The sequence below is a fragment of the Pediococcus ethanolidurans genome, assembly GCF_964062635.1.
Classification (GTDB): Bacteria; Bacillota; Bacilli; order Lactobacillales; family Lactobacillaceae; genus Pediococcus; species Pediococcus ethanolidurans.
In genome coordinates this window covers 926,610-952,625 of sequence record NZ_OZ061250.1, presented here as the reverse complement: position 1 = coordinate 952,625, position 26,016 = coordinate 926,610, and the positions used below count along the sequence as shown (strand labels likewise).

Annotated in this window: 28 protein-coding genes and 1 pseudogene; 4 read left to right on the top strand and 25 right to left on the bottom strand. The window is 38.0% G+C overall.

Features of this window, described 5'->3' with window-relative positions:
• Nucleotides 1–175: 175 nt before the first annotated feature.
• The 3 genes and pseudogenes from AB3219_RS04740 to AB3219_RS04730 all read right to left on the bottom strand — a co-directional run.
• A pseudogene (locus AB3219_RS04740) lies at nt 176–786 on the bottom strand (MIP/aquaporin family protein); the annotation flags it as partial.
• Nucleotides 787–925: 139 nt separating this feature from the next.
• Complete coding sequence (locus tag AB3219_RS04735) at nt 926–1,951, bottom strand: IS30 family transposase (protein ID WP_367369335.1); 1,026 nt, start codon at nt 1,949–1,951, stop codon at nt 926–928.
• 219 nt (nt 1,952–2,170) lie between these two features.
• Nucleotides 2,171–3,049 carry an IS982 family transposase gene (locus AB3219_RS04730; RefSeq protein ID WP_367369334.1) on the bottom strand — a complete coding sequence of 293 codons (879 nt, stop codon included), beginning with the start codon at nt 3,047–3,049 and terminating at the stop codon, nt 2,171–2,173.
• A gap of 121 nt (nt 3,050–3,170) precedes the next feature.
• Here AB3219_RS04730 and AB3219_RS04725 point away from each other — a divergent pair, with 121 nt between their 5' ends.
• The 3 genes from AB3219_RS04725 to AB3219_RS04715 all read left to right on the top strand — a co-directional run bounded on the left by AB3219_RS04725 (nt 3,171) and on the right by AB3219_RS04715 (nt 4,957).
• Nucleotides 3,171–3,605 (top strand): hypothetical protein, encoded by a 435-nt coding sequence (locus tag AB3219_RS04725; RefSeq protein ID WP_263749873.1) that lies wholly within the window; start codon nt 3,171–3,173, stop codon nt 3,603–3,605.
• A 185-nt stretch (nt 3,606–3,790) separates the two neighbouring features.
• A complete protein-coding gene (locus AB3219_RS04720; RefSeq protein WP_260365972.1) occupies nt 3,791–4,522 on the top strand; it encodes a C40 family peptidase in 732 nt (243 codons plus the stop codon).
• A 111-nt stretch (nt 4,523–4,633) separates the two neighbouring features.
• Entirely contained in the window at nt 4,634–4,957 is a 324-nt protein-coding gene (locus tag AB3219_RS04715) for a DUF4870 domain-containing protein (RefSeq protein WP_057805438.1), read from the top strand.
• Between the two features lie 1,276 nt (nt 4,958–6,233).
• Here the strand turns inward: AB3219_RS04715 and AB3219_RS04710 are convergent.
• The 6 genes from AB3219_RS04710 to AB3219_RS04685 form a co-directional block, all read right to left on the bottom strand.
• Nucleotides 6,234–7,223, bottom strand: a complete 990-nt coding sequence (locus AB3219_RS04710) for a ribose-phosphate diphosphokinase (protein ID WP_216753765.1) — start codon at nt 7,221–7,223, stop codon at nt 6,234–6,236.
• A gap of 146 nt (nt 7,224–7,369) precedes the next feature.
• Nucleotides 7,370–8,779: a bifunctional UDP-N-acetylglucosamine diphosphorylase/glucosamine-1-phosphate N-acetyltransferase GlmU gene (glmU, locus tag AB3219_RS04705; protein WP_216753764.1), complete on the bottom strand. Its 1,410-nt coding sequence runs from the start codon at nt 8,777–8,779 to the stop codon at nt 7,370–7,372.
• Between the two features lie 26 nt (nt 8,780–8,805).
• Nucleotides 8,806–9,624: a pur operon repressor gene (purR, locus tag AB3219_RS04700; protein ID WP_074693806.1), complete on the bottom strand. Its 819-nt coding sequence runs from the start codon at nt 9,622–9,624 to the stop codon at nt 8,806–8,808.
• A gap of 460 nt (nt 9,625–10,084) precedes the next feature.
• Nucleotides 10,085–10,879 (bottom strand): metal ABC transporter permease, encoded by a 795-nt coding sequence (locus AB3219_RS04695; protein WP_216753763.1) that lies wholly within the window; start codon nt 10,877–10,879, stop codon nt 10,085–10,087.
• A complete protein-coding gene (locus tag AB3219_RS04690) occupies nt 10,872–11,567 on the bottom strand; it encodes a metal ABC transporter ATP-binding protein (RefSeq protein WP_216753762.1) in 696 nt (231 codons plus the stop codon). Before AB3219_RS04690 ends, AB3219_RS04695 begins: the two co-directional genes overlap by 8 nt.
• Entirely contained in the window at nt 11,564–12,469 is a 906-nt protein-coding gene (locus AB3219_RS04685) for a metal ABC transporter solute-binding protein, Zn/Mn family (RefSeq protein ID WP_216753761.1), read from the bottom strand. Before AB3219_RS04685 ends, AB3219_RS04690 begins: the two co-directional genes overlap by 4 nt.
• A 379-nt stretch (nt 12,470–12,848) precedes the next feature.
• On the opposite strand from AB3219_RS04685, the gene eis reads away from it, so the two are divergent.
• The gene (eis, locus tag AB3219_RS04680) at nt 12,849–14,027 is read left to right on the top strand and encodes an enhanced intracellular survival protein Eis (protein WP_216753760.1); all 1,179 of its coding nucleotides are present in this window, start codon (nt 12,849–12,851) and stop codon (nt 14,025–14,027) included.
• Nucleotides 14,028–14,109: 82 nt separating this feature from the next.
• On the opposite strand, the gene AB3219_RS04675 is transcribed toward eis, so the two are convergent.
• The 16 genes from AB3219_RS04675 to AB3219_RS04600 all read right to left on the bottom strand — a co-directional run bounded on the left by AB3219_RS04675 (nt 14,110) and on the right by AB3219_RS04600 (nt 25,881).
• Nucleotides 14,110–14,412, bottom strand: a complete 303-nt coding sequence (locus tag AB3219_RS04675) for a MazG-like protein (protein WP_216753759.1) — start codon at nt 14,410–14,412, stop codon at nt 14,110–14,112.
• 223 nt (nt 14,413–14,635) lie between these two features.
• Entirely contained in the window at nt 14,636–14,926 is a 291-nt protein-coding gene (locus tag AB3219_RS04670; RefSeq protein ID WP_216753758.1) for a hypothetical protein, read from the bottom strand.
• Nucleotides 14,927–14,956: 30 nt separating this feature from the next.
• A complete protein-coding gene (locus AB3219_RS04665) occupies nt 14,957–15,289 on the bottom strand; it encodes a hypothetical protein (protein ID WP_216753757.1) in 333 nt (110 codons plus the stop codon).
• A 26-nt stretch (nt 15,290–15,315) separates the two neighbouring features.
• Entirely contained in the window at nt 15,316–15,573 is a 258-nt protein-coding gene (locus AB3219_RS04660; RefSeq protein WP_216753756.1) for a hypothetical protein, read from the bottom strand.
• Nucleotides 15,557–15,901 (bottom strand): hypothetical protein, encoded by a 345-nt coding sequence (locus AB3219_RS04655; protein WP_216753755.1) that lies wholly within the window; start codon nt 15,899–15,901, stop codon nt 15,557–15,559. Before AB3219_RS04655 ends, AB3219_RS04660 begins: the two co-directional genes overlap by 17 nt.
• A 63-nt stretch (nt 15,902–15,964) precedes the next feature.
• Nucleotides 15,965–16,246, bottom strand: coding sequence for a hypothetical protein (locus AB3219_RS04650; protein ID WP_216753754.1), 282 nt, complete (start codon nt 16,244–16,246; stop codon nt 15,965–15,967).
• Between the two features lie 65 nt (nt 16,247–16,311).
• Nucleotides 16,312–17,529: a CPBP family intramembrane glutamic endopeptidase gene (locus AB3219_RS04645; protein WP_216753753.1), complete on the bottom strand. Its 1,218-nt coding sequence runs from the start codon at nt 17,527–17,529 to the stop codon at nt 16,312–16,314.
• A gap of 43 nt (nt 17,530–17,572) precedes the next feature.
• A complete protein-coding gene (locus AB3219_RS04640) occupies nt 17,573–17,797 on the bottom strand; it encodes a hypothetical protein (RefSeq protein WP_216762737.1) in 225 nt (74 codons plus the stop codon).
• Between the two features lie 44 nt (nt 17,798–17,841).
• Nucleotides 17,842–18,429 (bottom strand): hypothetical protein, encoded by a 588-nt coding sequence (locus AB3219_RS04635; RefSeq protein ID WP_216753751.1) that lies wholly within the window; start codon nt 18,427–18,429, stop codon nt 17,842–17,844.
• 237 nt (nt 18,430–18,666) lie between these two features.
• Complete coding sequence (locus AB3219_RS04630; protein ID WP_216753750.1) at nt 18,667–19,242, bottom strand: hypothetical protein; 576 nt, start codon at nt 19,240–19,242, stop codon at nt 18,667–18,669.
• Nucleotides 19,243–19,400: 158 nt separating this feature from the next.
• Entirely contained in the window at nt 19,401–20,279 is an 879-nt protein-coding gene (locus AB3219_RS04625) for an IS982 family transposase (RefSeq protein WP_367369334.1), read from the bottom strand.
• Nucleotides 20,280–20,731: 452 nt separating this feature from the next.
• Nucleotides 20,732–21,004: a hypothetical protein gene (locus tag AB3219_RS04620; RefSeq protein WP_216753749.1), complete on the bottom strand. Its 273-nt coding sequence runs from the start codon at nt 21,002–21,004 to the stop codon at nt 20,732–20,734.
• A gap of 139 nt (nt 21,005–21,143) precedes the next feature.
• Nucleotides 21,144–22,229 carry a DUF871 domain-containing protein gene (locus AB3219_RS04615; protein WP_216762738.1) on the bottom strand — a complete coding sequence of 362 codons (1,086 nt, stop codon included), beginning with the start codon at nt 22,227–22,229 and terminating at the stop codon, nt 21,144–21,146.
• Nucleotides 22,230–22,311: 82 nt separating this feature from the next.
• Complete coding sequence (locus tag AB3219_RS04610) at nt 22,312–22,773, bottom strand: hypothetical protein (RefSeq protein ID WP_216753747.1); 462 nt, start codon at nt 22,771–22,773, stop codon at nt 22,312–22,314.
• 705 nt (nt 22,774–23,478) lie between these two features.
• A complete protein-coding gene (gene celB / locus AB3219_RS04605; protein ID WP_216753746.1) occupies nt 23,479–24,801 on the bottom strand; it encodes a PTS cellobiose transporter subunit IIC in 1,323 nt (440 codons plus the stop codon).
• Nucleotides 24,802–25,116: 315 nt separating this feature from the next.
• Nucleotides 25,117–25,881, bottom strand: coding sequence for a MurR/RpiR family transcriptional regulator (locus tag AB3219_RS04600; protein WP_216753745.1), 765 nt, complete (start codon nt 25,879–25,881; stop codon nt 25,117–25,119).
• Between the last annotated feature and the right edge of the window lie 135 nt (nt 25,882–26,016).

Below are 26,016 nucleotides of genomic sequence, written 5' to 3'. Positions count from 1 at the left end.
AAATCCTAAGCATGATTACTGCGGGATCGCCATGCTGCATACTGCTCTTTGCTTGCTTTTTTCCGCTGAGTTCTAGGACCGCTCGACAAAACAAAAAGAGAATTCTAAGCATGATTACTGCGGGATCGCGATCCCGCATACCGCTCTTCGCCTGCTTTTTTCCGCTGAGCTCTAGGACCGCTCCTACCAATGGTGCCACCAAATACAACCAGTAGTGACTCATCGCCGAACCGCCCGCAAACAACGCCGGTCCAAAACTTCGTGCCGGATTCAACGATCCTCCCGTCAAATTCAACGCCACTATAATCATCAACGCCAACGTAATTCCAATTACCAAACCCGCAAAGTTTGCATTTCCCCATTTATTACTCGTTACCAACAAAATAACCAAAATAAACAAGAAGGTGACCAACGTTTCCGTAATGAACGCTCCGCCCACCGAAATATTTGGAAAATCCGTTTGACCCAAATTCTTTGTAGACAATCCTAATTCATGCACCAAATCAAACACAATCGCCGATGCCACAATTGCACCGATAAATTGTGAAATTACATACCCTACAAAATCCTTTAAACTCAATCGTTTATTCAATAACATCGCCAATGATACCGCCGGATTAAAATGACCACCCGAAATGGCACCCACCGAGTATGCCATTATCGTAACTGCCAGTCCAAACGCCAATCCAATCGTTAACACGCTTCCCTTACCAATCGTGACCGTGTTGCAGTTCCGACAAAAACTAATACAAATGTTCCAATAAGTTCAGCTAAATATTTTCGCATTATGCCATCTCCTCTACACATTATAAATAATGAATGCTTTCTATCTACTAAAAATCATAGATTAAAATATAAAAATAAACAATCTTAAACTATCCCGGAATGTCAACTCAAGTGCAACACCATGGATCCGGGCCGTGAGCTAGCTTGCCAGCGCGGCCTCAATAAGCCCAGCAGCGTTAGCGTAGTCGAGTGTCATGCGATGCTTTTGATTCAGCGCATCTTGAACCTTTGCGATATCATCATCAGAGAAGCCATGTAGTGATAGACCTTTGGGGATGTACTCTCGAATCAGGCCGTTCTGGTTCTCGTTACTGCCACGTTCCCAGGGCGAGTACGGATGTGCAAAGTAAATTTGAGTCCCTTGAACTTGGTCCAACAGCTTAAATTCCGAACCATTATCAAAAGTGATGGTCTTAAAGTAGTTAGGATGCTGATTGATAGTGGCTTGCAGTGTATTTAAGCAGGTGTCCGCGTGGTAATCGGGAATCTTGACGATGATCTCATAGCGAGTCCGCCGTTCGGTCAGGGTCATCAAGGCTGGTTCACTAGCCTGACGCTTGCCTTTGACTAGATCACCCTCCCAATCACCAAAGCGTTCACGGTTATTAACAGCGTCAGGTCGTTCATCAATCGAAGTACCAGCCAGCCGCTTGTTTTTGCGCGAGTGGTTGTGACGATTGGACTTTACATGGCGCCGCAGCTTGACCGGCAGGTCGATATTCTTAATGTCTAAGCGGGCTTGATCAATATACCGATAAACGGTCGGCGTTGAGGGGCACGGCTTGTCGGGATGAGTCTGCTTAAAGGCGTGCACGAAACCATCGACACTATCGATCCGTGGTCGTCGCTTGAGCGCTGTTTTAAGCATTTTGAAGAATAGCCAGCAGACTTCCTCTAATCCTCTGAAACGGCAATTTTGACGAGCCTTCTCGTGACGAATTTGGCTAGTATCCGCAAAGTATTTAGTGAAAAATAGATAGTCAGAATTACGCTGTTGAACAGTACCACGTTTGATTTCGCGTGAGATAGTGCTGCGACTGCGGTTGATCAGGCGCGCAATATCAGCTTGGGATTTTCTAGCATTCAAATACGCTTCGATCTTGCCTCTTTCTTCTGGGGTAAGTTGTTGATAATGTTTGGTAGTGCTATTCTTGAATTGGGTCATGGAGATGTCCTTTCTTTAGAGCTTAGGTACTTTAAGTTTAGGTCTCCATGGCCTATTTGTATAATTTGAACTTGTTGCACTTAGATTTTAAATTCGGGAATCTTAAACTATTAAAAACTTGCTACAAATTTTAACCATCCCTTAAAATCAAGGAAAACACTTGTTTATATAGCGTAACTTTCTTCTTGTTATGGTAAAATGTAACTAATACGCGTGGTGCTAGTTCGTTATAAAATCAAAAAAGCCTAAATTGTATACCAATATCGTCAATTCAATCTTTAATTGAAAACCAAATAGACTACGGGTGAGATTGGTTTCAATCCCAAATTGCTGGGCTAAAATTGAAAAGCGTGACTCTATTGTCCGCCGTAACGCCTTGAGTTGACGTTTATTATGCTGTTTAGCACCTTTCATATTAGAACGATAAGGCGTCCATAAGTTATAGCCTAGGGCTCTAAAACTGGTCTTGAGTTTTTTCCCAACATAACCAACATCGGCCAAAATATTGGGACAAGGACAACCGCTAATTAGCTCAGGCGCTACCTTAGCATCATGAACTGAGGCTGCCGTGATCACATAATTCAGAATATAGCCATTAGCCGTGACGACCATGTGGGTTTTAAACCCATAAAATGGCATTTTCTTGGTGGCATTATAGCCAATGTTGGCCTTCCCAGCAAAAATTCTAACTCTGAAATTACGAACTTTGGCACATAGTGGGTTGGGTAAACTGTCGATAATCGCTAGGTCGCCCGAATGAGCATAATCCTTAGTGATACCTGAGCGAATGGCATTGACTACTGCCAGTAATTGTTGCGCGCGGCGGTTGAAACGTGAACGTGATACCACCATTTGCCGCGGCATAAACGCTGCCATCAGATAATAGAAGCGGCGTTGCGATTGAATTCCCAGTGTGACTTGTAAGCACAGTAAAGCTAAAAGTTTAATATCAGTAATTTTAGTATGTTCAACGTTGCGCCGCTCAATGACGCTACGCGGACAATAACGCTGATAAAGCAATGAACATAACTGGTAAAAGTAATGGAAACTAACTTGTAATTCGTGACGATTTTGCTTAAACTTGAGGTGGTTCAACACAGTTATTACTCCTTTTAAGTTTTGTCACTTATGAGTCTAACTGGGTTGGACTTTTTTGTTAAATTTCTAAATGTTACAAACTAGCACCACACGTAACTAATATATCTTAGGGGGAATGACCATGAGCCAAGTCGATGTCGCATTAATTACAGAACCAACTGCTAAACAATTTTTAACCGATTATAAAGAACAAAAACGAAATAACAACGTGCCTGAGCTCGAAACCCAAGGCCATTTTATTTTACCCGACTACAAATTGACCAGACAGCGTAAAGCTTTTAAAATTATGAAACACACCTATTTAACAAAGCACTACAAATCTTATATCGCCTTTGATTCTGATAATGGACATACATTATGGATGAAAAACTTTGCCAGTCTGACTGAAGCTGTGTTTTGGCTTGAAACCGGCTTAGACATTGGCGATACAGATACTCGTTCCACTTATAAAGACTGGAAAATTAAACATCAGGATGCCATTGACGACTTAAAGGATCAATTACGTCAGTTAAAGAAAAAAAGAACCCAACAGGTTCCGCTAGATAATGCTAATTAATTTTCAAACCACGTGCCCACCTACTTTTGTGTAGATGAGCTTTTTTATTTAAACTGCACATTATATTACAAAATAACGAATTTTCTAAGTTTACTTTAATTGCATTGACATTTCTAAGTTACTTCCCTGTAACATTAAATACGTATCATAGTCAGTATACAATTCGTGCGGGGGTAACTTCTAATATGAAATACATAGTTAAAATATTCGCAATTCTAGCCATTTTTATCGGAATCACTGCCGCTCATGCTACACAAGCAAAGGCAGCTACTACTTTTCGAGTCGTTTCAACGAAAAACGTCACTCCAAAGTCCTACATTCGTTCTAGCGCCAAGGGTTCTCTTTATAATTTGAACGGAAAATTACCATATGTTAGTTTTAAGGCTGTTCATCAACTCAAAAATTATCCAAGAACTACTTTTCGAGTTACAAAATCACGTGTTATTTTAAGAAATGGTGTTAAAAAGACTTACTATTATGCTATTAGTACAAACGGTCGTGCTGCTGGATGGGTGTGGCATGGTTATTTAAAAGTTAAACCCGGTACAGCTACTTATGCTAAAGTTTATAGTCAAGCTCGCAAACAACTAGGTAAACGTTATGTTTACGGAGCAGTTGGTCCAAATTCATTTGACTGTTCTGGTTTTTCAAAATATGTTTACAAAAAGTCAATCAACAAGACGCTTCCTAGAACTGCACAATCTCAATACAATAGTTATAAGAAGACTTCTACAAAAACACGTAAAGCTGGCGACCTCGTATTCTTTGGTTCCAGTAAAAAACGAATTTCACACGTTGGTATCTATGTTGGCAATGGCAAAATGATTGATGCTCAGAACCGTGGCGTTGTGACAGAAAAAGTTGTTTCACCTTGGTGGCATTGCGTTGGATATTGCCGACCAGCAACTCTAAGTTAATCATCAATCAAGTAGTACTTCGGTGCTACTATTTTTTTGTTCATTTTTCTATAATCTCCAATCGGAATACTGTACAATAATGGTAACAAAACAATTAGGAGGTCGATTAAATTGACAACTGAAAACAAAATATTAAGTTCACTTTCCTATTTAAGTATCTTATTTTTACCAGTGCTTTTCCCCTTAATTGTCTGGATTCTCACAAGTGATCGTCCACAAACACGTCATTATGCTGCGAATGCATTAATTGTTCATCTTTTCCCTGCCCTACTGTTATTTGTAATTTTGATCATTGCAGGTATTACCGGTTTCTTTACCCATGACGCTTCTTCCGTTGGTTGGATGATGGTGTTTCTTGCAGGTCTATTTGCCATTGTGGGAATTGGATTTTTCATCTACAGTATTTACAAAGGAATCAAAATTCTTGTCGATTAACTAAATCTTAATATTCTCCTAAAGCCTTGTGTAACGGTACTTTTTCACAGAGGCTTTTTATTTTTCCAAAAGAAGTGCACTAAATGTTGCAAGCGGTTACATGATGTGCTAATATAATAAGTGAGGAAAGGGAATGAAAGATTTCCGATTAACTCAAACTTCTCAAAGCGCTTTAGGTCAGTCGATAGTTGCCGATGGTGATCTAACGTAGAAGCGCAACTGGGAATCATGTAGTGAAGGCTTATCAATCATGGGCATCGCGTAAAAGTTTTGCTTGTTGAAAAACATGTGAGCAGTTTACAGTCAGATTATGTACGTTGGCTCAAAAGTTTTGATGCGCAACTCATGAGAGTATGAACAGATACCTTGAGTTATGAGCGTCGGTTTCCAAGGTTTTGATGTTGAAGAACATTATGAGCAGATAAAGTTAGTACTTGGCTCAAAAGTCTAGATGTGCGATTGATAGGTGCATGATTCTTTGGTAATATTGCAACGGATTTTTGGTAGATATGTAGTTGAACTTCGGTTTAAGTGGGTGTTGCCAATGACAAGTGAAAATGTAAGCTAGAAGTAGCTTACAGAGTGACAAATCATTTCAAGAATTACAGTAGTGTTTAGTAAGTAACAAGTACGTTTGCGGAGGTATTTAGGATAGAAAAACTAATTTCTTCCAAAACCGTCTTTAATCACCGTTAGCCTGTATTTTGTGTATGTATCACGTGGGATTCAAACTTACGCTGATCACAATTAGCAGATTTTGATAACAACGATCACAGGTAGGTCAGGTTCACGACGGTAGAACAATTGAACAATGAAGGTGTAAAGTTATTAACAATTTTGGTATTGAAGAAGTTAATCGCGAAAACCTTTCCTCGTAGGTAGACTTTAAGCTTTGAGAAGAACTTAAAGTCTATCTTTTTGTATAAAGTGAGCGTAATAAACCGGGTAAGAAAAAGAAAGTAAGTGTGTTGGAGGTGGGATCGCAATCCCACTGGAAACATACTTACTTTCTTTTTCTTGGTTTATGAAGCTGTCCTCAACTACTAAAAAATATGAATTGTGTTGTTGGAGACGGGATCGCAATCCCGTTGGAAACATACTTACTTTCTTTTTCTTGGTTTATGGAGCTGTCCTCAACTACTAAAAGTTAAAAATCAAAATCACTTCAATAACTTTGGTATCAGACAACGAGAAGTGTTTTGTACTTTCAACCTTTAAGCCAAAAATAAAAAAGCACTTACCTTTTACCGGCGTAAGTGCTTTTACAAATTAATTATTAGCTTCTTTCCGCTTCTTCTTTGCTGAAACGGTTGTTGAATAATGGACTAACTGGTTTGTTTTCGTGAATTAAACGAATAGCTTCACCAATTAATGGACCAACAGAAATTTGCGTAATTTTTGAAATTTTCTTTTCTTCTGGTAAATTAATCGAATCCGTCACAATCAACTGCTTGATTGGTGAATTAGCAATTCTTTGAATAGCTGGACCAGATAATACTGGATGAGTACAACTTGCATAAACTTCAGTTGCACCAGCATCCATCAAAGCTTGAGCACCAAGCGTGATCGTTCCAGCCGTATCAATCATATCATCAATCATGATACAACGTTTGCCCTTCACTTCACCAATAATGTTCATAACTTCAGCCACATTTGCACGTGGACGACGTTTATCAATGATAGCAATTGGTGCCTTTAGGAATTCAGCTAATTTACGAGCCCGTGTCACCCCACCATGATCAGGTGAAACCACAACGGAATCTTTATCCAAATGATGTTCAATAAAGTAGTCCGCCAACAATGGTGCTCCCATCAAGTGATCCATTGGAATGTCAAAGAATCCTTGAATTTGGGCAGCATGCAAATCAAGCGCAATAATACGGGTTGCACCAGCCCTTTCAATCATATCTGCTACTAGTTTAGCAGTAATTGGTTCACGTGAACGAGCCTTACGATCCTGACGTGCATAGCCATAATATGGAATTACCACATTAATTGTTTGTGCACTTGCTCGTCTTAGCGCATCGATCATGATTAGAAGCTCCATCAAGTTGTCATTTACGGGTGCCGAAGTGGACTGAATAATGTACACTTGGTCTCCACGAATACTTTCCTCAATGTTAATTCTAATTTCACCATCGCTAAAACGATCAACAGACGTCTTACCTAGCTTAACACCAACTGCTTTAGCGATTTTTTCCGCTAAAGGCTTGTTTGAATTCAAAGCAAAGATCTTCAGCTTTGGATCAGAATATTGTCCAGACATGAAATCCTCCAATAACGATTTTTAAGAATCTGTTCGATTACCACTATATATAATAATTCATTTGAGGCTTCAAAAGCAAGCGTATTTCCTATGCAAACGGTAAATAGTTAAACTTGTCTTCGAAACTTAATACCAAGTTTTTAATCCTATTTCTTCGCCTGATCTGCTTCTTCTTGTTTAACTGCATCATAAACAGGTAATTTCTTGAAATATCCTGGTTTAGTCGTTTGACGTGAACGGGCAATTCCCATGTCATACTTATCCAAATTATCTGTAATGGTTGATCCTGCTGCCACATATGAGTAATCCGCCATCTTAACAGGTGCGATGATATTTGAATTGCTACCAATGAAGGCATGATTACCAATGATTGACGTGTGCTTGTTAACCCCATCGTAGTTGACAAATACGACACCACAACCAACATTGATATCAGTACCCAAAACAGCATTACCAACGTAAGTTAAATGACCAACTTTGGTACGTGCACCAAGTTTAGCCTTCTTAATTTCGCAGAAGTTACCAATATGGACCCCTTCACCAATTTCAGCTTCAGGACGCAAATGACTGTTAGGACCGATATCACTATCATCATGCATAATTGATTCTTCAATTGTAGAAGAAGTCACATGGACGCGATCCCCGATTTTAGATGACACGATTTTTGAATTAGCACCAATGACACAATCTGAGCCAATTTCTGTTTTTCCAGAAATAGAAACCCCAGGTTCAACAATCGTATCAGATCCAATTTTGACATCCACATCGATATACGTGTTATCAGGATCAATCAAGGTTACCCCATTGGCCATATGTTGATCATTGATTCGTTCTTGCATAATTTTAGTTGCATTTGCCAAAGCTTTGCGATCATTGACACCCATTGATTCAGAAAAGTCTTTCATTTCATATGCAGCCACAATTTCACCCTGTGACTTCATGATTTCAATAACGTCTGGTAAATAGTACTCACCCTGGGCATTATTATTTTTAACTTGATGTAAAGCCGCAAACAACTTTTTATTATCAAAACAATAAACACCAGTATTGATTTCATGAATAGCTGCTTCTTCACGTGTGGCATCTTTTTCTTCAACAATCTTAGAAACAACACCAACGTTATTACGAACAATGCGACCATATGAAAATGGATTGTCTGCATCAGCTGTTAAAATTGTTGCGGCAGCACCCTTTTCTTTGTGATACTCAAATAGATCTTCAAATGTGCTTGCACGAAACAGTGGCGTATCACCACTGACGACCATGGTCATTCCATCCTTGTCACCTAAAATTGGTTCCGCTTGTAACACCGCATGACCCGTTCCAAGTTGTTTTTCTTGATACGCATATTCGGTCCGTTTACCTAGTTCGTCTTCAACGCGTTCTGCACCATGTCCAACAACAGTCACAACTTGATCCATATCTGTCTTTTCAACCTGGGTCAAAACATGATCCACCATTGATTTCCCACAAACTCGGTGCAAAACTTTGTATAATTTTGACTTCATTCGGGTTCCTTGACCAGCTGCTAAGATAACTGTGTATTTACCACTCATTTGAATTTCTCCTTGCTTTTATTCATTTAATCAAAAACTTTTGTTAAATAATTCCCCGGTTGAATTTGAATTTCATCACGACTCGCATCCACATTCAATAAAGAGGTTACATTATCAATCATTCGTTGTCCATTAAAGTTTCCCTGGGCAAAAACGGTCGTTCCAATTAATTCTGCATCGAATTCATTAATTAAGGCTTGCATCCCTTTCAGAGTGCCACCGCCTTTCATATAATCATCCACAACCAACACACGGGTGCCGGCCTGCAAACTGCGTTTAGAAAGCTCCATCTTCTTGATTTGTGCCGATGATCCGGAAACATAGTTCACACTAATTGTGGAACCTTCTGTAATTTTAGAATCATGACGCACAATAATAAATGGCACACCTAAATAATCGGCAACACTCTGGGCAATCGGAATTCCCTTTGTTTCAACGGTCATAATGGCATCCACTTTTTGTTGTGCATATTCACTTGCAATCAGCCGTCCCACTTTTTTCAAAACGACAGGATTACTCAACAAATCAGACATGTATAAATAACCGCCTGGTAAAATTCGATCGGCTGTTGATAATTGCTCAATTAGGTCATCAATAATTGTTTTTGCTTCATTTTTTTGAATTGTTGGTATAAACAAAGCTCCTCCTGCAGCTCCCGGAATTGTTTCTAAAATTCCAGTACCACGGTTGGAAAAAGTTCGTTTAATAATTGCCATATCTTCGCTAATTGAAGATTTAGCAGAATCGTAACGTTCGGCAAAAAAGCTAAGCGTTACTAATGTGTGAGGCCGCTCCAAAAAATATCTTGTCATATCAATCAAACGGTCACTTCTTCGGACACTCACTATTATCACTCCATTTCTATATATAAGTCACTTTACCTTCGATCATAGCATAAATGTTCGTGTTTTGGTCAAAAAACAACAATATTTTTTTATAGATTTTTGTAATCTAGAAAACCAATCAGGTTTGTCTTCTCGTACATCTATAATCAGAATCAACTTAGCAAGTAAATAGGGTTTAAAAAATTGGAACTCGTGAAGTTATAAAAATAATCGGTCTGGAACGTAGTGGGCACAAATCTAAGCCAACAAGTTGTCTCAGATATTGGCCTTACTGTAAGTGCTAAAGCACCAACAGTAATTTCACTACTTAGACCCTTTTTATAACTTCACGAGTTCCAATTTTTGAGTTTTATTGCTACTGTTTTTATTTTTACGAAACAATAATCTCAAAATAACAAAAAAGACTAGTATCATTTATGAAAATGAGACCAGTCGATTTTATAACAATTACTAATTTTAATTAAGCATTCTTAATTCGATTCCAAGTCAGTGCCCCAAAGTAAATTGCGCACTCGATCATGGCAATAAAGAAGCTGACCGGCCAGTTTGTAAGATAGCCTAAGTATAAACCTAACCAAACTCCCAGTAACGCTGCACCAATCGAAAAAATCATCATGCCACTTACCGTTCGTGTGAAATATTTGGCGCTCGATGCCGGCAACGTCAACAACACGAAGATTAGTAAGGAACCCACAATCTGGGCTGCCACACTCACACTTAACGCTAAGATAACTAGAAAGACAATGGAAATCAACTGCGTATTCACGCCCTTGACTTCGGCTCCGACATGATCAAACGAATCAAAACGCAAATCTCGATAAACCAAGAAAATAATCACCAGCACCGCAATTGACAACCATAAAATTTGATTAACTTCTGACTGACTAATCCCAATCATACTTCCAAACAAAATACTGGTTGCATCACTGGCATTTTTATTAGCTAGCGACAAAAACAGAATTCCAGATCCCAGAAACAAACTGGAAATCGCACTAATCGAAGCCTCTCGTCGCGATGACTTTGAACTCATCTGCCCAATTAATACTGAACTGACAATTGTAAATAGCAACATACCATTTAATGGTGGCCAACTCATAAAGATTCCAAATGAAGCACCCGAAAAGCCAATTTCAGAAAGCATGTGACTCAAGAATGACATGTTACGGCCAATCACATAAACACCAATAATTCCGCTAATAATCGCAATCATCGTTCCTGCAATATAGGCATGTCGCATAAATGCAAAACTAAGCATGTTCAGCCTCCTCTAAATCAGATTCCTTAAATTGAGCAATCGGACCACTCTGATAAGTACCATGACGCATCAACAAATAATCGTGCGCATACTTTTGTGCCAATTCAATATCATGTGTGATAAACAGCACCGTCACACCCTGCTGCTCATTAAACTCTTTAACAAGATCCAACAGTTCAAACTTTCTGACGTTATCTAGACTAGCCGTTGATTCATCCAAAATTAATAAATCTGGATCATTTATCAAGGCTTGCGCTAAGTAAGCTTTCTGCTTTTCACCGCCCGATGCCTCACCCAACGGCGTATTCTGAATGGTTTCAAGATTGGTTTGTGCAATAATTTTATCCAATTTTTGGTGTTCTTTTTTGGATAGCCAGGGCATATGACTATCATGCAGATTCAGACCCACAAAATCACGAATGGACAGCGGATACTCTTCATCAATATTTCTAAATTGAGGCACATAGCCAATCTTCATACGTTTAAAAACAGGATGGTACTCAATTTTCCCGTGTTGCGGTGCTAACTGATGTAAAACAACACGAACTAAGGTTGTCTTACCGACACCATTTTGTCCCACAACACTTAAGAAGTCTCCCTTATTCACTGCAATCGAAAGATCGTTTAAGACCAAGTGATCAGGAAACGAGACGGTTAAATTTTTTATGTTTAAGACAGGTTCACTCATTGCAATCTTTCTTTCTTTTGAATTTTGGCAACCTGATCATATTGATCAGTCATCCATTGTAAATACGTTTTTCCCGATGGTTGTGTTTCTGTGACATTTAAAACGGGCACGTTATGTTTGTGCGCCAACTTAACCATATTCTTTACAATTGGATCTGAGGCCTGTGGGTTATTAACAAAAAAGGCAATCTTGTGCTGTTTAATATCGTTTTGCATTTGCCGAATGTCCTTAGCCGTTGGATCCGACCCGTTCTCCACCGCCAATGCAAAATGCGAGTTATTAATTTTATAACCCATTTTTTTCAATGCATAATCGAAAACCGGTTCACTAACATCCACCCGACTCTCTTGTCGGTTCTTCTTAAGTTTGGCAATTTGTTTTTCAATAACACTTAACGATTTAATATAACGTTTAGCATTACTTTCAAACTGCTTACGATGTTTGGGATCCTTTTTAGCATATACGTCCACTAAACGTCGTGCCAATCTAGGCATGGTGCGATAGTCATACCACATATGCGGATTATCCGTTAATTGCTTGCCCATGATCGAACCACCCACATTAATCGTGGTCACTCCGGACTCAGAGTCAGCCTTGATCAAGCGCTGCATCCAACTATCGTATCCCAAACCGTTATAAACAATGACATCAGCTTTTGCCACTGACTTAGCCGTATTAGTGGTTGGTTCGAAATCATGCGGATCCACATTCGGACCATTGATAATTTCATCTACCGTTCCATACTTACCTGCCACTGCTTTCGCTGCTTCACCATAAAAATTAAGTGAAGTCACAATATGTAATTTTCCTGAATCTTGTTCTGATCGTGCACAGCCACTCAGTAAAAATAAAAAAGCACCAACTAAGACAACAGCACGATAGAACCATTTATTTTTAAGCATCTAATTCCTCACTTGTTTAAAAAGTAATGATTACTATTTAGCAACGATTTATATTATAGCAAACCATCACTACTTGAAGCAAGTTTCATATTGGTTTATTTACTCTAACTGCCAAATATCGCTTTAATTCATTCCATCAATAGTGAGGTGGAACGCTACAGACACAACTTCAAGCCGAAAAACACGTTTTGAAGCTTGGTCTTATTGTAGCTGAGCCCACTATTGATTCCATGAATTAAAGCGATATTTTAGTTTATCGTAACGTTATTTTTTAAAGCCGTAAATTAAAAGTAGTTTCAATTCTTTTCAATCATAAATCTGTCTATACCACTGTTATTTATGCTAAAATTAAGGTATTAAATATGACACGGAGGCTCCCATGAAATCACGTTTTGTGCTTGATAAATCCGCAAAAGCCGATTTATATGATTTATATTTATACGCGTTCAATAAACCCGACAGCCCGTTTCAAAAAAAATTCTGGTCCACTCGCTTTGATCATGGCATCCCTTATGGCATTCATGAAGACAACGAACTTGTCAGTGGCCTCTTCAGCATGCCTTTCAAAGTCAATTTTCATGGTCAGCCCTTTCTCATGAATGGCATTACCGACGTTATGAGTGTGCCCGAATATTCTGGAAAAGGTGCTGCCGGAACCCTGATGAAGGCTGCTTTAAATGATATGTACGAAAATAATGTTGTTCTCTCTTATTTAGCGCCCTTCTCATTTGCCTATTATCGCAAATTTGGCTACGAGCAACTGTTTGATCATCAACACTATCAGTTGGCTGGGGACAAATTACCACGCGTCAAACCCGCAAAAGTTGGTCGTGTCCGTCGCACAACTTTAAGTAAGGCCATTCCACTAATTCAAACTGCTGATCTTCATTCGCCACTTAGTCAAAATGGTGGCCTGATTCGCCAAGCGTGGTGGTGGCACTATTTAACTGAAAAACATCCTGAATGGCAAGTGGCTTACTATCAGGACGCCCAACAAGTTGTAACTGGTTATTTAATCTACACTCGTTCAGCTGATGAATTTCACGTTCAAGAATTTGTCCATCTTACACCAGCCAGTTATCAATCATTAGTAAGTTTTGTTTTTAAGCATGGTGCTGGCTATCAAACTTACACTTTTGAAAATGCTAATCCCAATTATCAAGGTGATTTAGTGGCTGATCCATATCCGTTAAAGGTAACCACCCAACCTTATATGATGGGACGGATTGTTAACTTACAAGCCTTTTTAGAGAAATATCCGTTTAACCAAACCGACTTTGAACCAATCAGTTTTAACATTGAAGATGAAACGATTGCACAGAATCAGGGCAGTTGGACAATTTCCGCAACTTCGGGTGAGATCGGCATTGAACATGATTCTGAACCACAAGTTAATGTACCGACTTTCACAATTCAGCAGTTTACAAAAGCCACCTTTGGTTACCGATCTTTAACATCACAACAAAGTTTCGGACAAATCAATGGCAAAACAAGTTCACTTGTTAAACTAGATCAATTATTCACAACACAAAAACCAGTTTTAGCAGATTATTTCTAGAAATTAAAAAAATGGTAAACATAAAACCCACAACTAAAAACACAAGATTGAGAAAATCTCTTTCAATCTTGTGTTTTTTAATTTACATTTTTTCTTTTTCTGCCAGAAACTTCTCTAACTCAGACTCAATATTCACATCTAGACGATCTGATAATTCCATCAACCACCAGATATTTTCGGCCAATTTTTGTTCCAGTGTATATGATGTTTCATCATAATAACGACCATTTTTTGTCATTACCAAACGATCCAAATTACCAATATCATTAGACAAAGCAAGTAAGTCTTCATCAATTGTCCATTCACTGCCATGGTTTGCACGTTCAAATTCATGATATCGATTCCTTATTGCCGTACTACGTTCCATTAATTCTTTTAAGTCCATGATTGATCCTTTCTGGTGCCGCTTATTTTGTGATCATCATAATTATCACACCACAGTCCTAGATGTTCCAATCATAGCTATTTAATTTAGTCAGAAGTTTTCACTTAGATCTTAAAATTTACCAATAAACGTCCTGTAAGAATTTTTGCAGAATAGATTTAAATCCATAGTGTAAAAAATCATCTATTGGAAAACTAATTCCTGATAGATGATTTTTATTAATTTAAAAGTTGGGAACACCAAGACCTCCCATTGGAAATGCTTTAATGGTGTAGTCAGTTTTATGAAATTTTTCTTTTTCCAAAGTGTTAACAAGTATATCTTCTTTATACTCATCTAATTTTTTGGTCCGTAGAATCACTACTGTTTGCGATTTATTACCGGTCCACTTTCCCATCTTTTTCAACGCTGGATAGTGATTAGGATTAAAATTCGTTGGTTGTTTAAATTTAACGTATACCAACTCTGCGTTTAGGTTATTTAAAGCAAATTCAAACAAATTCGATTTTGTCATTGCTGAACCCCCAGACTCTAAACCATCCTTTTACCCTGCCCAATTAACTAACGCCATTGGACTAATCGTTGGTACGATTTTTAAATGATACTCATTAGTAGCTTGCCCCAGTTTCAAAAATTCATCGTTAATGATTTGAGTTGCTTTTGTCATGCTTTTTTCTTTAGCCAAATCACCTTTAATCGCCACAATCAACATTTTTTGATCTGGACTAATATACCATTTCCCGACAGCAGCTAAAACTGAGTCTTCGGTCGGATTAATGCTTACCTTTGTATCAAATTGAAATCTTATCCAGCGCCACGCAATACCCAGTTCTTTTGATTCTTTTTGATATTCTTGAATTTTATGTTTAAGTGTCAAAATACTCACTTCTTTTAATTGCTATTTTATATCCAAAGCTTCGATTTATTGCCACTAACCGTATTTAATTGTTGGGGATAGCCTGCTGCAGACGCCAAAGTATTGAATTGTGTTTCAAAATATTTGTACTCCTTTTCAAGATCTTCCGGCATCTTCGTCAGTACAAAAGGATCTTCAAAATTCACATTATTTTCTTTCATTAACTGTTTCAGTTCATCAAAAACCTTATATTTGGCATTCAAAAAATAATATTGTTTTGACTTAACTTCAATTATTATTGCCAATCCGTAATAGTACTGTGGTAAACCTGCAAGCATGCCTATTGTCCGTATGAGTCCAATGCATATATGAAAATTTTGGAATTGCTTCTGTTTTAATCACCTCATTTTTAATATCAAAAATTTGCATGGTATCTTTTGTGAACACAATCCTTAATGGTTTAGGTTCTCCCAAAACTTTTCTAACCGCATTTTTCAACTTTTGATAACCGGTTTCATAATCTGTGCCATTCACCGAAATTCTTACTGGAGTAAAACCTGTAGTATAAGAATCACTCGAATTCGACAAATACAGGCTTGCATTTTCAAACGCTTCTTTAGAAATTTTATGCATGTTACTCATCTTCTTAACCTTGATAAATACTTGATTTCATCTAATTCTTTTAAAATCCATCTATTAAAAGGGTGCATAAGTAAACGGTACATTAGGAACATGTGTAATTAAGTAATCTTTTTGTGAATATTTTTGTGTTTTCAACACATTCTTAATTATTTCTTGAACTTGATCAGCATTTTGAATTTTGGCACTACCCGGAACTGCCAAAATATACATATTTTTATCAGGATCTTTCCACCATCTACCAAGTACTCGCAAACTCAAATAGTTTTTGGGATTAAAATTAACCGGTTCTCTAAACTCAATTCGATACCACTGCCATTTTCTTTTCAGAACACTCATTCTTTGAAAATAACTTTTTATTTTTCACATAAAACTCATCTCTTTTTTCTAACTTCGTTTGAGCTTTAATAAACCAGTGATCTCTGAATACTTTGCTTTCGTTTTCCTGTAACTAAGAACAAGGCAACGAGAACCAGAACAATTACGACAATCCAGGTGGCAATCCAATCCACGCCGTCTGGTGCTCCCATCAATAAATTGCCATTCATATTTGAAAAAGCAAGCACATCTAAGAAGAAATGGCTAATCATCGTGACAGCAAGACTTTGCGTATAAAGATAGGCCGCCGAAAGAATTATGCCACCACCAAACGCAAATAGCATTTGATTCAACGTGGCGCTAACCGATTGACCTGCCAGTAAATTTGAGGCATGCCACAGACCAAATAACACCCCGTTAAGCACAACTACCCAAATATACTGATTTTTTCGATGACTGAAAGCTTTTAAGCTCAAAAACAAAACTGCAAAGCGAAACGCCCATTCTTCACTAATAGTTTCCAGGGCCTGTAAAATAATTTTTAAGTTAAAGTGACCCAACGAAAAATCATAACTCGTGAAAATATTGGAAAGCTTGTCACCAGTACCGAAACCATTCCAGACAACCAATGCTGTCAAAACAACAATCACAAAACCAACAACTAACCAGTTTGCTGTGTGTGATAGCCGCCAACTAGGTTGTTTGAACCCCCACAAATACATTAAGAACCCAACCGTAAGAATAAAGGCTAATGCGTTCACTATTCCGCTCATATCAATCATCTGTAATACTGCCCCAATTTCTTTAGGTCTGGTATACATTAAAGATAGTACTGATCCCGAACCAATTGTTTCAAAAATAACAATTGTAATTAAAATGAGTCTGCCAATATAGAATCGAATATTAACCAACACATAATAGGTAGCCGGCAAATACATAATTAACACATATAGCATGGCAAGTATCGCTAATATTGGATAATTCAGCAATAAAATTTTATGAAAAATCAAAGTGATGGCGGCCAAGCCTAGTGGTAACAATAAAAATTGGCTAAATGCCTGAAAACAATAGTTACATTTTCTAAGTACTCTTTTAAGCTTTTGTTCAGGCTTCAACGGTTTCTCAAATGGAATTCCGATGCCTAATATCACTGCTAAAGCCCCAAATATTACCTCAACTAACCGCGTTGGCCCGAATGGCTCCCAGAAAAAAGTTAGACAAAACGCAATAAACATAACGCCAAGTTGCCAAATGTACCATTGCTTTAAAACCCGTACATATTTCACCGATAGATTATTAACCATAGTTACTCCCCCCCATGCTAAAAATGAATTTAGTTTAAAATGCTTAAACGATCATCGCTCCCCATACAAGTCCAGCAACACCAACGATAATGATGATGGCTCCCATAATGCCAGGCGCAAAACCATACGTGGCCGGTGTTTTCTTAAAATCAACCTTGACACCAGCCTTGGCAAATGCGGCCTTGCTAGTGCGCGCATAACGAACACCAACAGAAATGATGCCGATACTAACTAAAATAATGACAATCCCTAGAATTGTTTGTGTCATCATAGTCACCTTCTTTAAAACTTAACAAACCAAAGCACCCTAATCTAAAATCCCTTGATGCTATAATTTGATCCATAAGAAATCGGATAATTAGTTCCCTTAATCTTATCTTCGTAATCCTTGTTGAAATACTCATCACGTTTTTCGTTGTCCGGTAACGAAGTGATATCAAACGGATCTCCAACTGTGACACCTTGAGCCTTGAATAAGCTTGCCAACGGTTTAAATGGTGTGAAGTTAGAATTGATTACATAGTAATTCTTTTCTTTTGTCACGATTGCCATCGTCATCGCACAGGTTAGTAATGGCATCCCCATGGCAAAACCCATCTTTCTAATGACACCAAACTGTACTAATTGAAAGTCCGCAATTTTTTCGGTTTCTACAACCTGATTGGTTTGATCGTAAACTTTCATTTCATCTTGAGTAAACTCAATCGTTGAAGTTGCTGGTAGTCCCAAGAATTTTCGAGCTAATTTCACAGACTCACCATTTCCTTTTTTCGGAAAATGTGGATACGTTTCCCCATCAACGGAAATACGCATGGACGTGAAGCATTTCTCCATGTCTGTAGCCTTTGCTGCAGAAAAACTAGTTGTTAACTTAAATGCTGAAGCTGGAATCAAATACATAATAAAAACCTCCCCATAAATTTATATTTGAAAACGATTACTTGATATCACACCGATATCATAGCACCATTTTATAAAAATAACAATAATTACTAAAATAACAATAATTACTAAAATAAACCTTATGTTTCTCAAAAAACAGAAACATAAGGTTTACGTTTTGCTCACATCCTACATTGATTTAATATCAAGCGCTAATTCTAAAGTATTGATTCGCATTCAATAAGTCACGCCACCTTATTGATGCACGGAAGGATCTTTACCTAGAAATTCATACCCGGTTCCTGCGATCAATTTACTAAATCCAAAATTATTAATCTCTTTTACCATTTCCTGATTATCATCACTTAGTTTGAATTTTTTAAGATCAAGCGGATCAGCAACTGTTAATCCATCAATCATTTGAGAATGAGTTGCTAAATAAATGCCAGCTCCAACACCAAATACCTCCAAAAAATAGGTGCTATTTTCGTCAGTTATACTAAAAACCGTACTATAGCGCGGTTCAAAGTTTGCCACTTCACTATGTGCAGCATGTTTATTGAGAAAAACTGCTACTTTCTGTGCTGTATTTTTTGTCCAGTTTTTCTGCATCATACCATTCTGCAATAACTTCAAACCCGCTGACGTAATTTCTAAACTAGGACCATGTGGTGCCTTCTTCATAAAATGCGCTAGTATCCCTTGATCTGGCCAAATCTGCTTATCAATTCGAATTTGTTTTAATGCAACTATCCGGTTATTTAATAGATTAAGATCATTAGGAACTGTTTGCCAAGTTGGTTTATTAAAAGCTGTTTGAATAGCATTCATTAAGCCTCAAATCTCCTTTGTTCGATCACTATTATTTGGTTTGTTTACTGATTTTTTCTAACAACTTCACAATTTTTCTCAACAAATGGAAAAAGTAGACCAAAAGCCCTATTCCAATTAGCCAAATTATTAAATATATTAATGACATACGCGTGGTGCTAGTTCGTTATAAAATCAAAAAAGCCTAAATTGTATACCAATATCGTCAATTCAATCTTTAATTGAAAACCAAATAGACTACGGGTGAGATTGGTTTCAATCCCAAATTGCTGGGCTAAAATTGAAAAGCGTGACTCTATTGTCCGCCGTAACGCCTTGAGTTGACGTTTATTATGCTGTTTAGCACCTTTCATATTAGAACGATAAGGCGTCCATAAGTTATAGCCTAGGGCTCTAAAACTGGTCTTGAGTTTTTTCCCAACATAACCAACATCGGCCAAAATATTGGGACAAGGACAACCGCTAATTAGCTCAGGCGCTACCTTAGCATCATGAACTGAGGCTGCCGTGATCACATAATTCAGAATATAGCCATTAGCCGTGACGACCATGTGGGTTTTAAACCCATAAAATGGCATTTTCTTGGTGGCATTATAGCCAATGTTGGCCTTCCCAGCAAAAATTCTAACTCTGAAATTACGAACTTTGGCACATAGTGGGTTGGGTAAACTGTCGATAATCGCTAGGTCGCCCGAATGAGCATAATCCTTAGTGATACCTGAGCGAATGGCATTGACTACTGCCAGTAATTGTTGCGCGCGGCGGTTGAAACGTGAACGTGATACCACCATTTGCCGCGGCATAAACGCTGCCATCAGATAATAGAAGCGGCGTTGCGATTGAATTCCCAGTGTGACTTGTAAGCACAGTAAAGCTAAAAGTTTAATATCAGTAATTTTAGTATGTTCAACGTTGCGCCGCTCAATGACGCTACGCGGACAATAACGCTGATAAAGCAATGAACATAACTGGTAAAAGTAATGGAAACTAACTTGTAATTCGTGACGATTTTGCTTAAACTTGAGGTGGTTCAACACAGTTATTACTCCTTTTAAGTTTTGTCACTTATGAGTCTAACTGGGTTGGACTTTTTTGTTAAATTTCTAAATGTTACAAACTAGCACCACACGTTAATGACATGTACATCATTGCACTCATTTTCCCGTCCCCTTCGTGAATAAGTAACAAACCTGTTTTCACTTACAGCATAGGTGCTAACGGGTAGCTTTGCAAGCGCTTTCTGTTTAAAAACTGGAAAAATTTACTTTTCCAGTTTAGATGTAACTATTGATTTTAGGATAAACTATTTTGGAATCACTTTACTGACGAAACGTGTTAAAAAAAGCAGCGTTCTCCATCCTGCTACGATAGCCAAACGATTCTCAAACCGAATCATTGTGGTACTACTTTATTGCCGAAACGTGTTAAAAAAGGCAGCCTCCTCCGTTGAGCTACGATAGCCAAACGATTCCTAAACCAAATCATTTGCCTATCTAGGCTCTACTCGGAGGCTAACCGCCTTTTTTAACACTCTTTTCTGTAACAGAATCAAGCCCCAAACCATACCACAAATTCCGACCAATATAATGAGCGTTCCCATTACTCCTGGTGCAAATCCATACGCAGCCGGTGTCCTACTAAAATTCACTTTAACACCTGCGTCAGCAAACTTTACCTTGCCAATTTGCGCATAACGATAACCACCGTAGACGATTCCTAAACTAATCACCAGAATCGCAATGCCTAATACAATTTGTAACATGTTGCACACCTTCTTCAATAGAAATAGAAAGTAGCATTATGCTTTCGCCCTCACTATAGCACCAAATCGTTTTTTTGAAAGCGCTTTTTATTTCGGCTAAATAAAAAACAAACCTCTTCCAAAGTCTGTCTTCAAAACCTTATTTCAATTCAAATGTACTCCATGGTTTAATGTAATTCAAAAGGAATAAATCATCATCGGTCAAATGACCCACAACATTACGACGACCATCATTTGAGAAAGCCTTCAACGCAATTTGTAACTCACCCTTGTAACGACTATAACTATCGTTTACTACAATGATATCACCACGTTTAAAGTCTTCTTTTTCATGATGTGCAGGAATTTCTTTATCCTTATACCAAACCCGTGGCATTGTGTCCCGCAAGAGATAATCCGAAGCATCCCCTCGATACAAATGTGGCTTGCCCAAAGCAACCAATTTTTCGTTTGCTGTCAGGTCATCCACAAAAGCAGCATGCAATACCGGATAACGCCCAAAGAACGTCTCAGAAGCCGCCTTAAGCTCTTCTTCTGAAGCATATGCATTACCAATCAACACATCATCAATCAAGCCCGTCAACAACAAATGCTGTACTTGAGTTGCAATTGGTAAATGACGATCGTCTTCGATAGTTGGCAACCCATCTTGAACAGGCCAAGGACCAAAACCAGCCGCTTTTGAACTGACAAATGCTGCTGTGTTGATATTATGTTTACGGAAAAGTTTAGAACACTTAGTGAAGAACTCTTCGCCTAAACCGGTATATTCTTGAGGATAGAAGTTATGACATCCTAACAAGTTTTGTTTGTCAGGTGCAAAGCTCAAGATGTTTTCCAAGTAACGAGTACCGTTACTCATATTTACTTCAATCTTGATTCCATAAGGATTACGTGTCATTCGGGATTCTTCCATTCCTGTGAAGCCTTCATCTAAGCGTAACCCCCAAGCGCCTAGATCATCAAAGAATGATAGGTCATCATAAGTCACACCTAGTTGTTCAAACAAAGATGGATTCATATCAACCATCACTTTAAAATCAAGTGAATTTGCATACTGAACAATTTTCTTAAAGTTTGCGACAACCGCGTCTTGATCACCATTAATTTGTAATAGTGACGTGAAAACTCGTGTATAGCCATACTTATGAGCTAAGTCCAAATATGCTTTGTCTTTCTCAAATGTTGAATGTTCCGGATATAAAGAAATTCCTAATCGTGCCAAGATAATACCCCCTCGTTTTTAATGGAAATTTTGTTACAAAAGTTTTAGTCTCAGATACGGTTGTTCATTTTGACTACTCAACCTAAGCTGTAAATGCGCGAAACAATTGATATAAGATGACAGCAGTACACATGGCAACCACAAAAACATTAGCCAAAAACGAAAAAATTTCATTCCAAGAAAAATGTTCAATATCAGTAATTCGTTCTGACTTTCTTCGGATATGAATTCCGAACCAGCAGCCACCGGAAATCAGGAGACTCAGAAACGGAATGATGAATAACGCATTCTTACTAACAACCAAGCCATCACCCATGTTAACGCGATTGCCCAACATTGGAGAAGTCAACACAATTAGAATCAATGGGATAAAAGAAATAATTTCATTGATACCAAAGCGTTTATAGGCCATATTGTGTGCCCATTTTGGTAAGTCATCAATTGTCAGTTGTTTACTGGCAGTTTTTGCCATAATTTCATCAACATTTTTTTGTGCTGCACGTTCAACAGCTGAATCTGGCTGCTTTTTCCTATGTTTACTCATGGTATTTGCCCTCTTTTTTAAATCAAATTCACTCTCAATGTCAATTATACGCATTTTATTTTAAAATCAAAAATTCTCTTGCTTCTTTTTAAACTAGTACTTAGTTACAATTTTTAATAAGCTGCTAAAGGTTGAAAGTATCAAAATTACTTCAATAATTGATGTTAAACGACTTAGCCTATAAAAGAGTCTAAAATGCCGTCCTACGGCTCACCCGGTCTGGAACGGGGTGGGCACGATTTGAAGCCAAGAAGAACACTTGTCTTCAAACTCGGCCTTATCCTAAGTAATAAATTACTAAGGATAATTTCACCCCTGAGACCAATCACCTCCGGACTAAGAACGTTAGATGCTTCAATAATGCTCACAACACTGATATCATAATTTTTATATCGATTGTAGATCGCAAAAATTAGACTTAGTCTGGAAGCAAATGGGCTCAGTCAGTAGTGACATTTATCTTAGCGGTCTTCGCTTAGATAAAGGCCGAGCTTAGAGACGTGTATTTCGGCTCTAAGTCGTGCCCACTACGTTCCAGTCCAAATTTGCTGGAAGACGGCATTTTAATCTAATTTTGTTACCAAGAACGCCTTTATATCAGGCAACGAGATATATTTTGAACTTTCATCCTTCAGCAAGCTGCCTTTTACTAAAAAATCTGCCGAAATAATCCGACAGATTTTATTAGATTTCAAAACTAAATGTTTAGTTCTTTGCAGCAGCTTCTGCAGCTTCTTTGTCAGCAATTTCTTTTTCTTGTTTCAATGCTTGACGGTCAGCAATCTTGAAGAATGGATACCAGATGGCACCACCGATTACAAAGTTAACTAACTGAAGTACAGCACCAGAAAGGTGACCTGTTGCCAACCAACCTGAGATAATTGGCGGCGTTGTCCAAGGAACAGCGATACCCATTGTCCGTGCAACAATTCCTGTCTTCATTGATACATAAGTAACAATAACAGTTACCAAAGGTACAACGATAAATGGAATTGCCATAACAGGGTTCAAAACAATTGGTAAACCAAACATGATAGGTTCGTTGATATTGAAGATTGCAGGTGCACCAGCTAAACGACCAATGGCCTTCAAGTTAGCGGACTTTGCAAAGAATAACATCATCAAAGCTAAGGAAATAGTTTCACCAGAACCACCGGCATGGACGAAGTTATCAACGAATTGTTGACTAACAACGTTTGGAATAGGTTTGTTTGCTTTAACAGCAGCAGCGTTTTGTCCCATTTGACCTAACCAAATTGGTGCCATGATACCACCAACAACGTTAGCACCATGAATACCAAATAACCAAAGGAATGAAACGAAGAATTCAGCAACTAGAGCACCCCAGATGGTACCACCAACAGCAGTCAAAGGTTTAGCTAAGATAACTGTGATGATATTTGGAATAGTCTTGAATGCAGTGAATCCAATTGCAATCCGGAACAACCAAACAACTGAAATAATTACGAAGCCAGGAATCAATGCAGAAAATGCGTTCCCAACTGCGGGTGGAACAGTATCTGGCATATGGAACTGCCAATTCTTATGAATCATCCATACATAGAAATCAGTAATGAATAACCCAATCAATAGGGCTTCGAACAATCCCATTGAACCCAACATTGTCAAAGGCACGTATGTGTTACCGGCCTTGTCTGTTGTCAAAGGAATTGTTAGTAAAAAGGCACCTAAAGAAATAATACTTGCTGACAGTGCGTCGACACCGTCATACGACTTAGCTAATTGATATGAAATACCAATACATGCAACCATCCCAATAATATTGAATGTTGCATTAGTCGCCCAACCAACAACTGTTGCCCAGTTAGCACCGAATACCGAACTCATCCAATTGATGTATGCCGGAATTGGGAACTGACTGACGATCATGAAGACTGAACCAATAATGATTAGTGGCATTACTAGTGCAAATCCATCACGAAGAGCAACCAAATGACGAGAAGCAGCCATCTTCCCAGCTAAGGGAATAAACTTATCCTGCACGAAGCCGGATTTTTTCTCACTCATATAAAACCCTCCCAAATTATCACCCGTAACGAAATATAAATAGCAAAATCTGTCAAATAATAATTATAACTTTGCAGGTGATAAAGTTTATTTGAAACTGCTTGTATGCGGTTTCATCATTTACAATATAGCACATTTTTATATTTGTGCCTACCTATTTCGCTCAAAAGTTTTAAGTTTCTATTAAAAAAACATGTTTCTATACGAAACATGTTTCATAGTATTAATTGGTATACGGTTGAAATCTTTTATTGACGGTCTTTACTAAAGGTAAGTACCGTTTGGTATAGTCCAATTAACAAACCTTTTAAAATTTTAAAAAATTGAATCTTTTTGAACTTGTGCAACGTTTAATAAATCTTTATGAGCCTTAATGCCAATTTGTTCTAAAAGAAAAACAACTGGAATCTGGGAGGTCAAATTTAAGTCTGCCATCCGCACCTCTGGAACATTATACGAAATATTAAAATCAACCAACTGAGCCAACGTGGAATAGCGATTAGCTGTAATGGCCATCGTTTTAGCGCCGTTTTCTTGATAGAACTTGGCTTGTTGCAAAACTTGCGGTGTTTCTCCCGAAACGGACAGTAAGATTAACAACGTGTCGGAAAAGTTACGTCGTGCTAATGGCTTGGGTTGGAACGGATCAATGATACTCAGCGTATAGATGCCATAGTTGGCTAACAAACGCGCCCCATACTGTGCCAAACTGCCACTGGTACCTAATCCAAAGATTAAACTCGTGTCAGCATCAGTAATAAATTGTGCGGCCTGTTTAATTTTCCCCAAAAATTGATCATCGTTAACCTGATCAAAAAACTGACTCATCGGTACATTTGTTTGTTTTTCAGGACGTTCTACTTCCATTTTTTGCTGGCGTTTGAGCGCATACTTAAATTCTGAATAGCCATCGAAATCCATTTTTCGAAGAAATCTTAAAATCGTTGTTGGTGAAACATGACTTTTCTTAGCTAGCTGTCGAATTGTCATTCCTTCAACTTCAACAGGATGCGCAATAATATATTTGTAGATGCTTAGTTCTAGTTGATTTAATAGTTTTACTCGTTCGTACGGAAACATCTTACGCACCTTCTTCTAAATAGTCTTACCAAACTTATTTTAGTTTGGTTTACCTGTTTACAATATCACAATTTGCTGTTTATCGGAACATGTTACAAATCAAAAAAACAGTTTACCATAAAGATGTAGCAAATA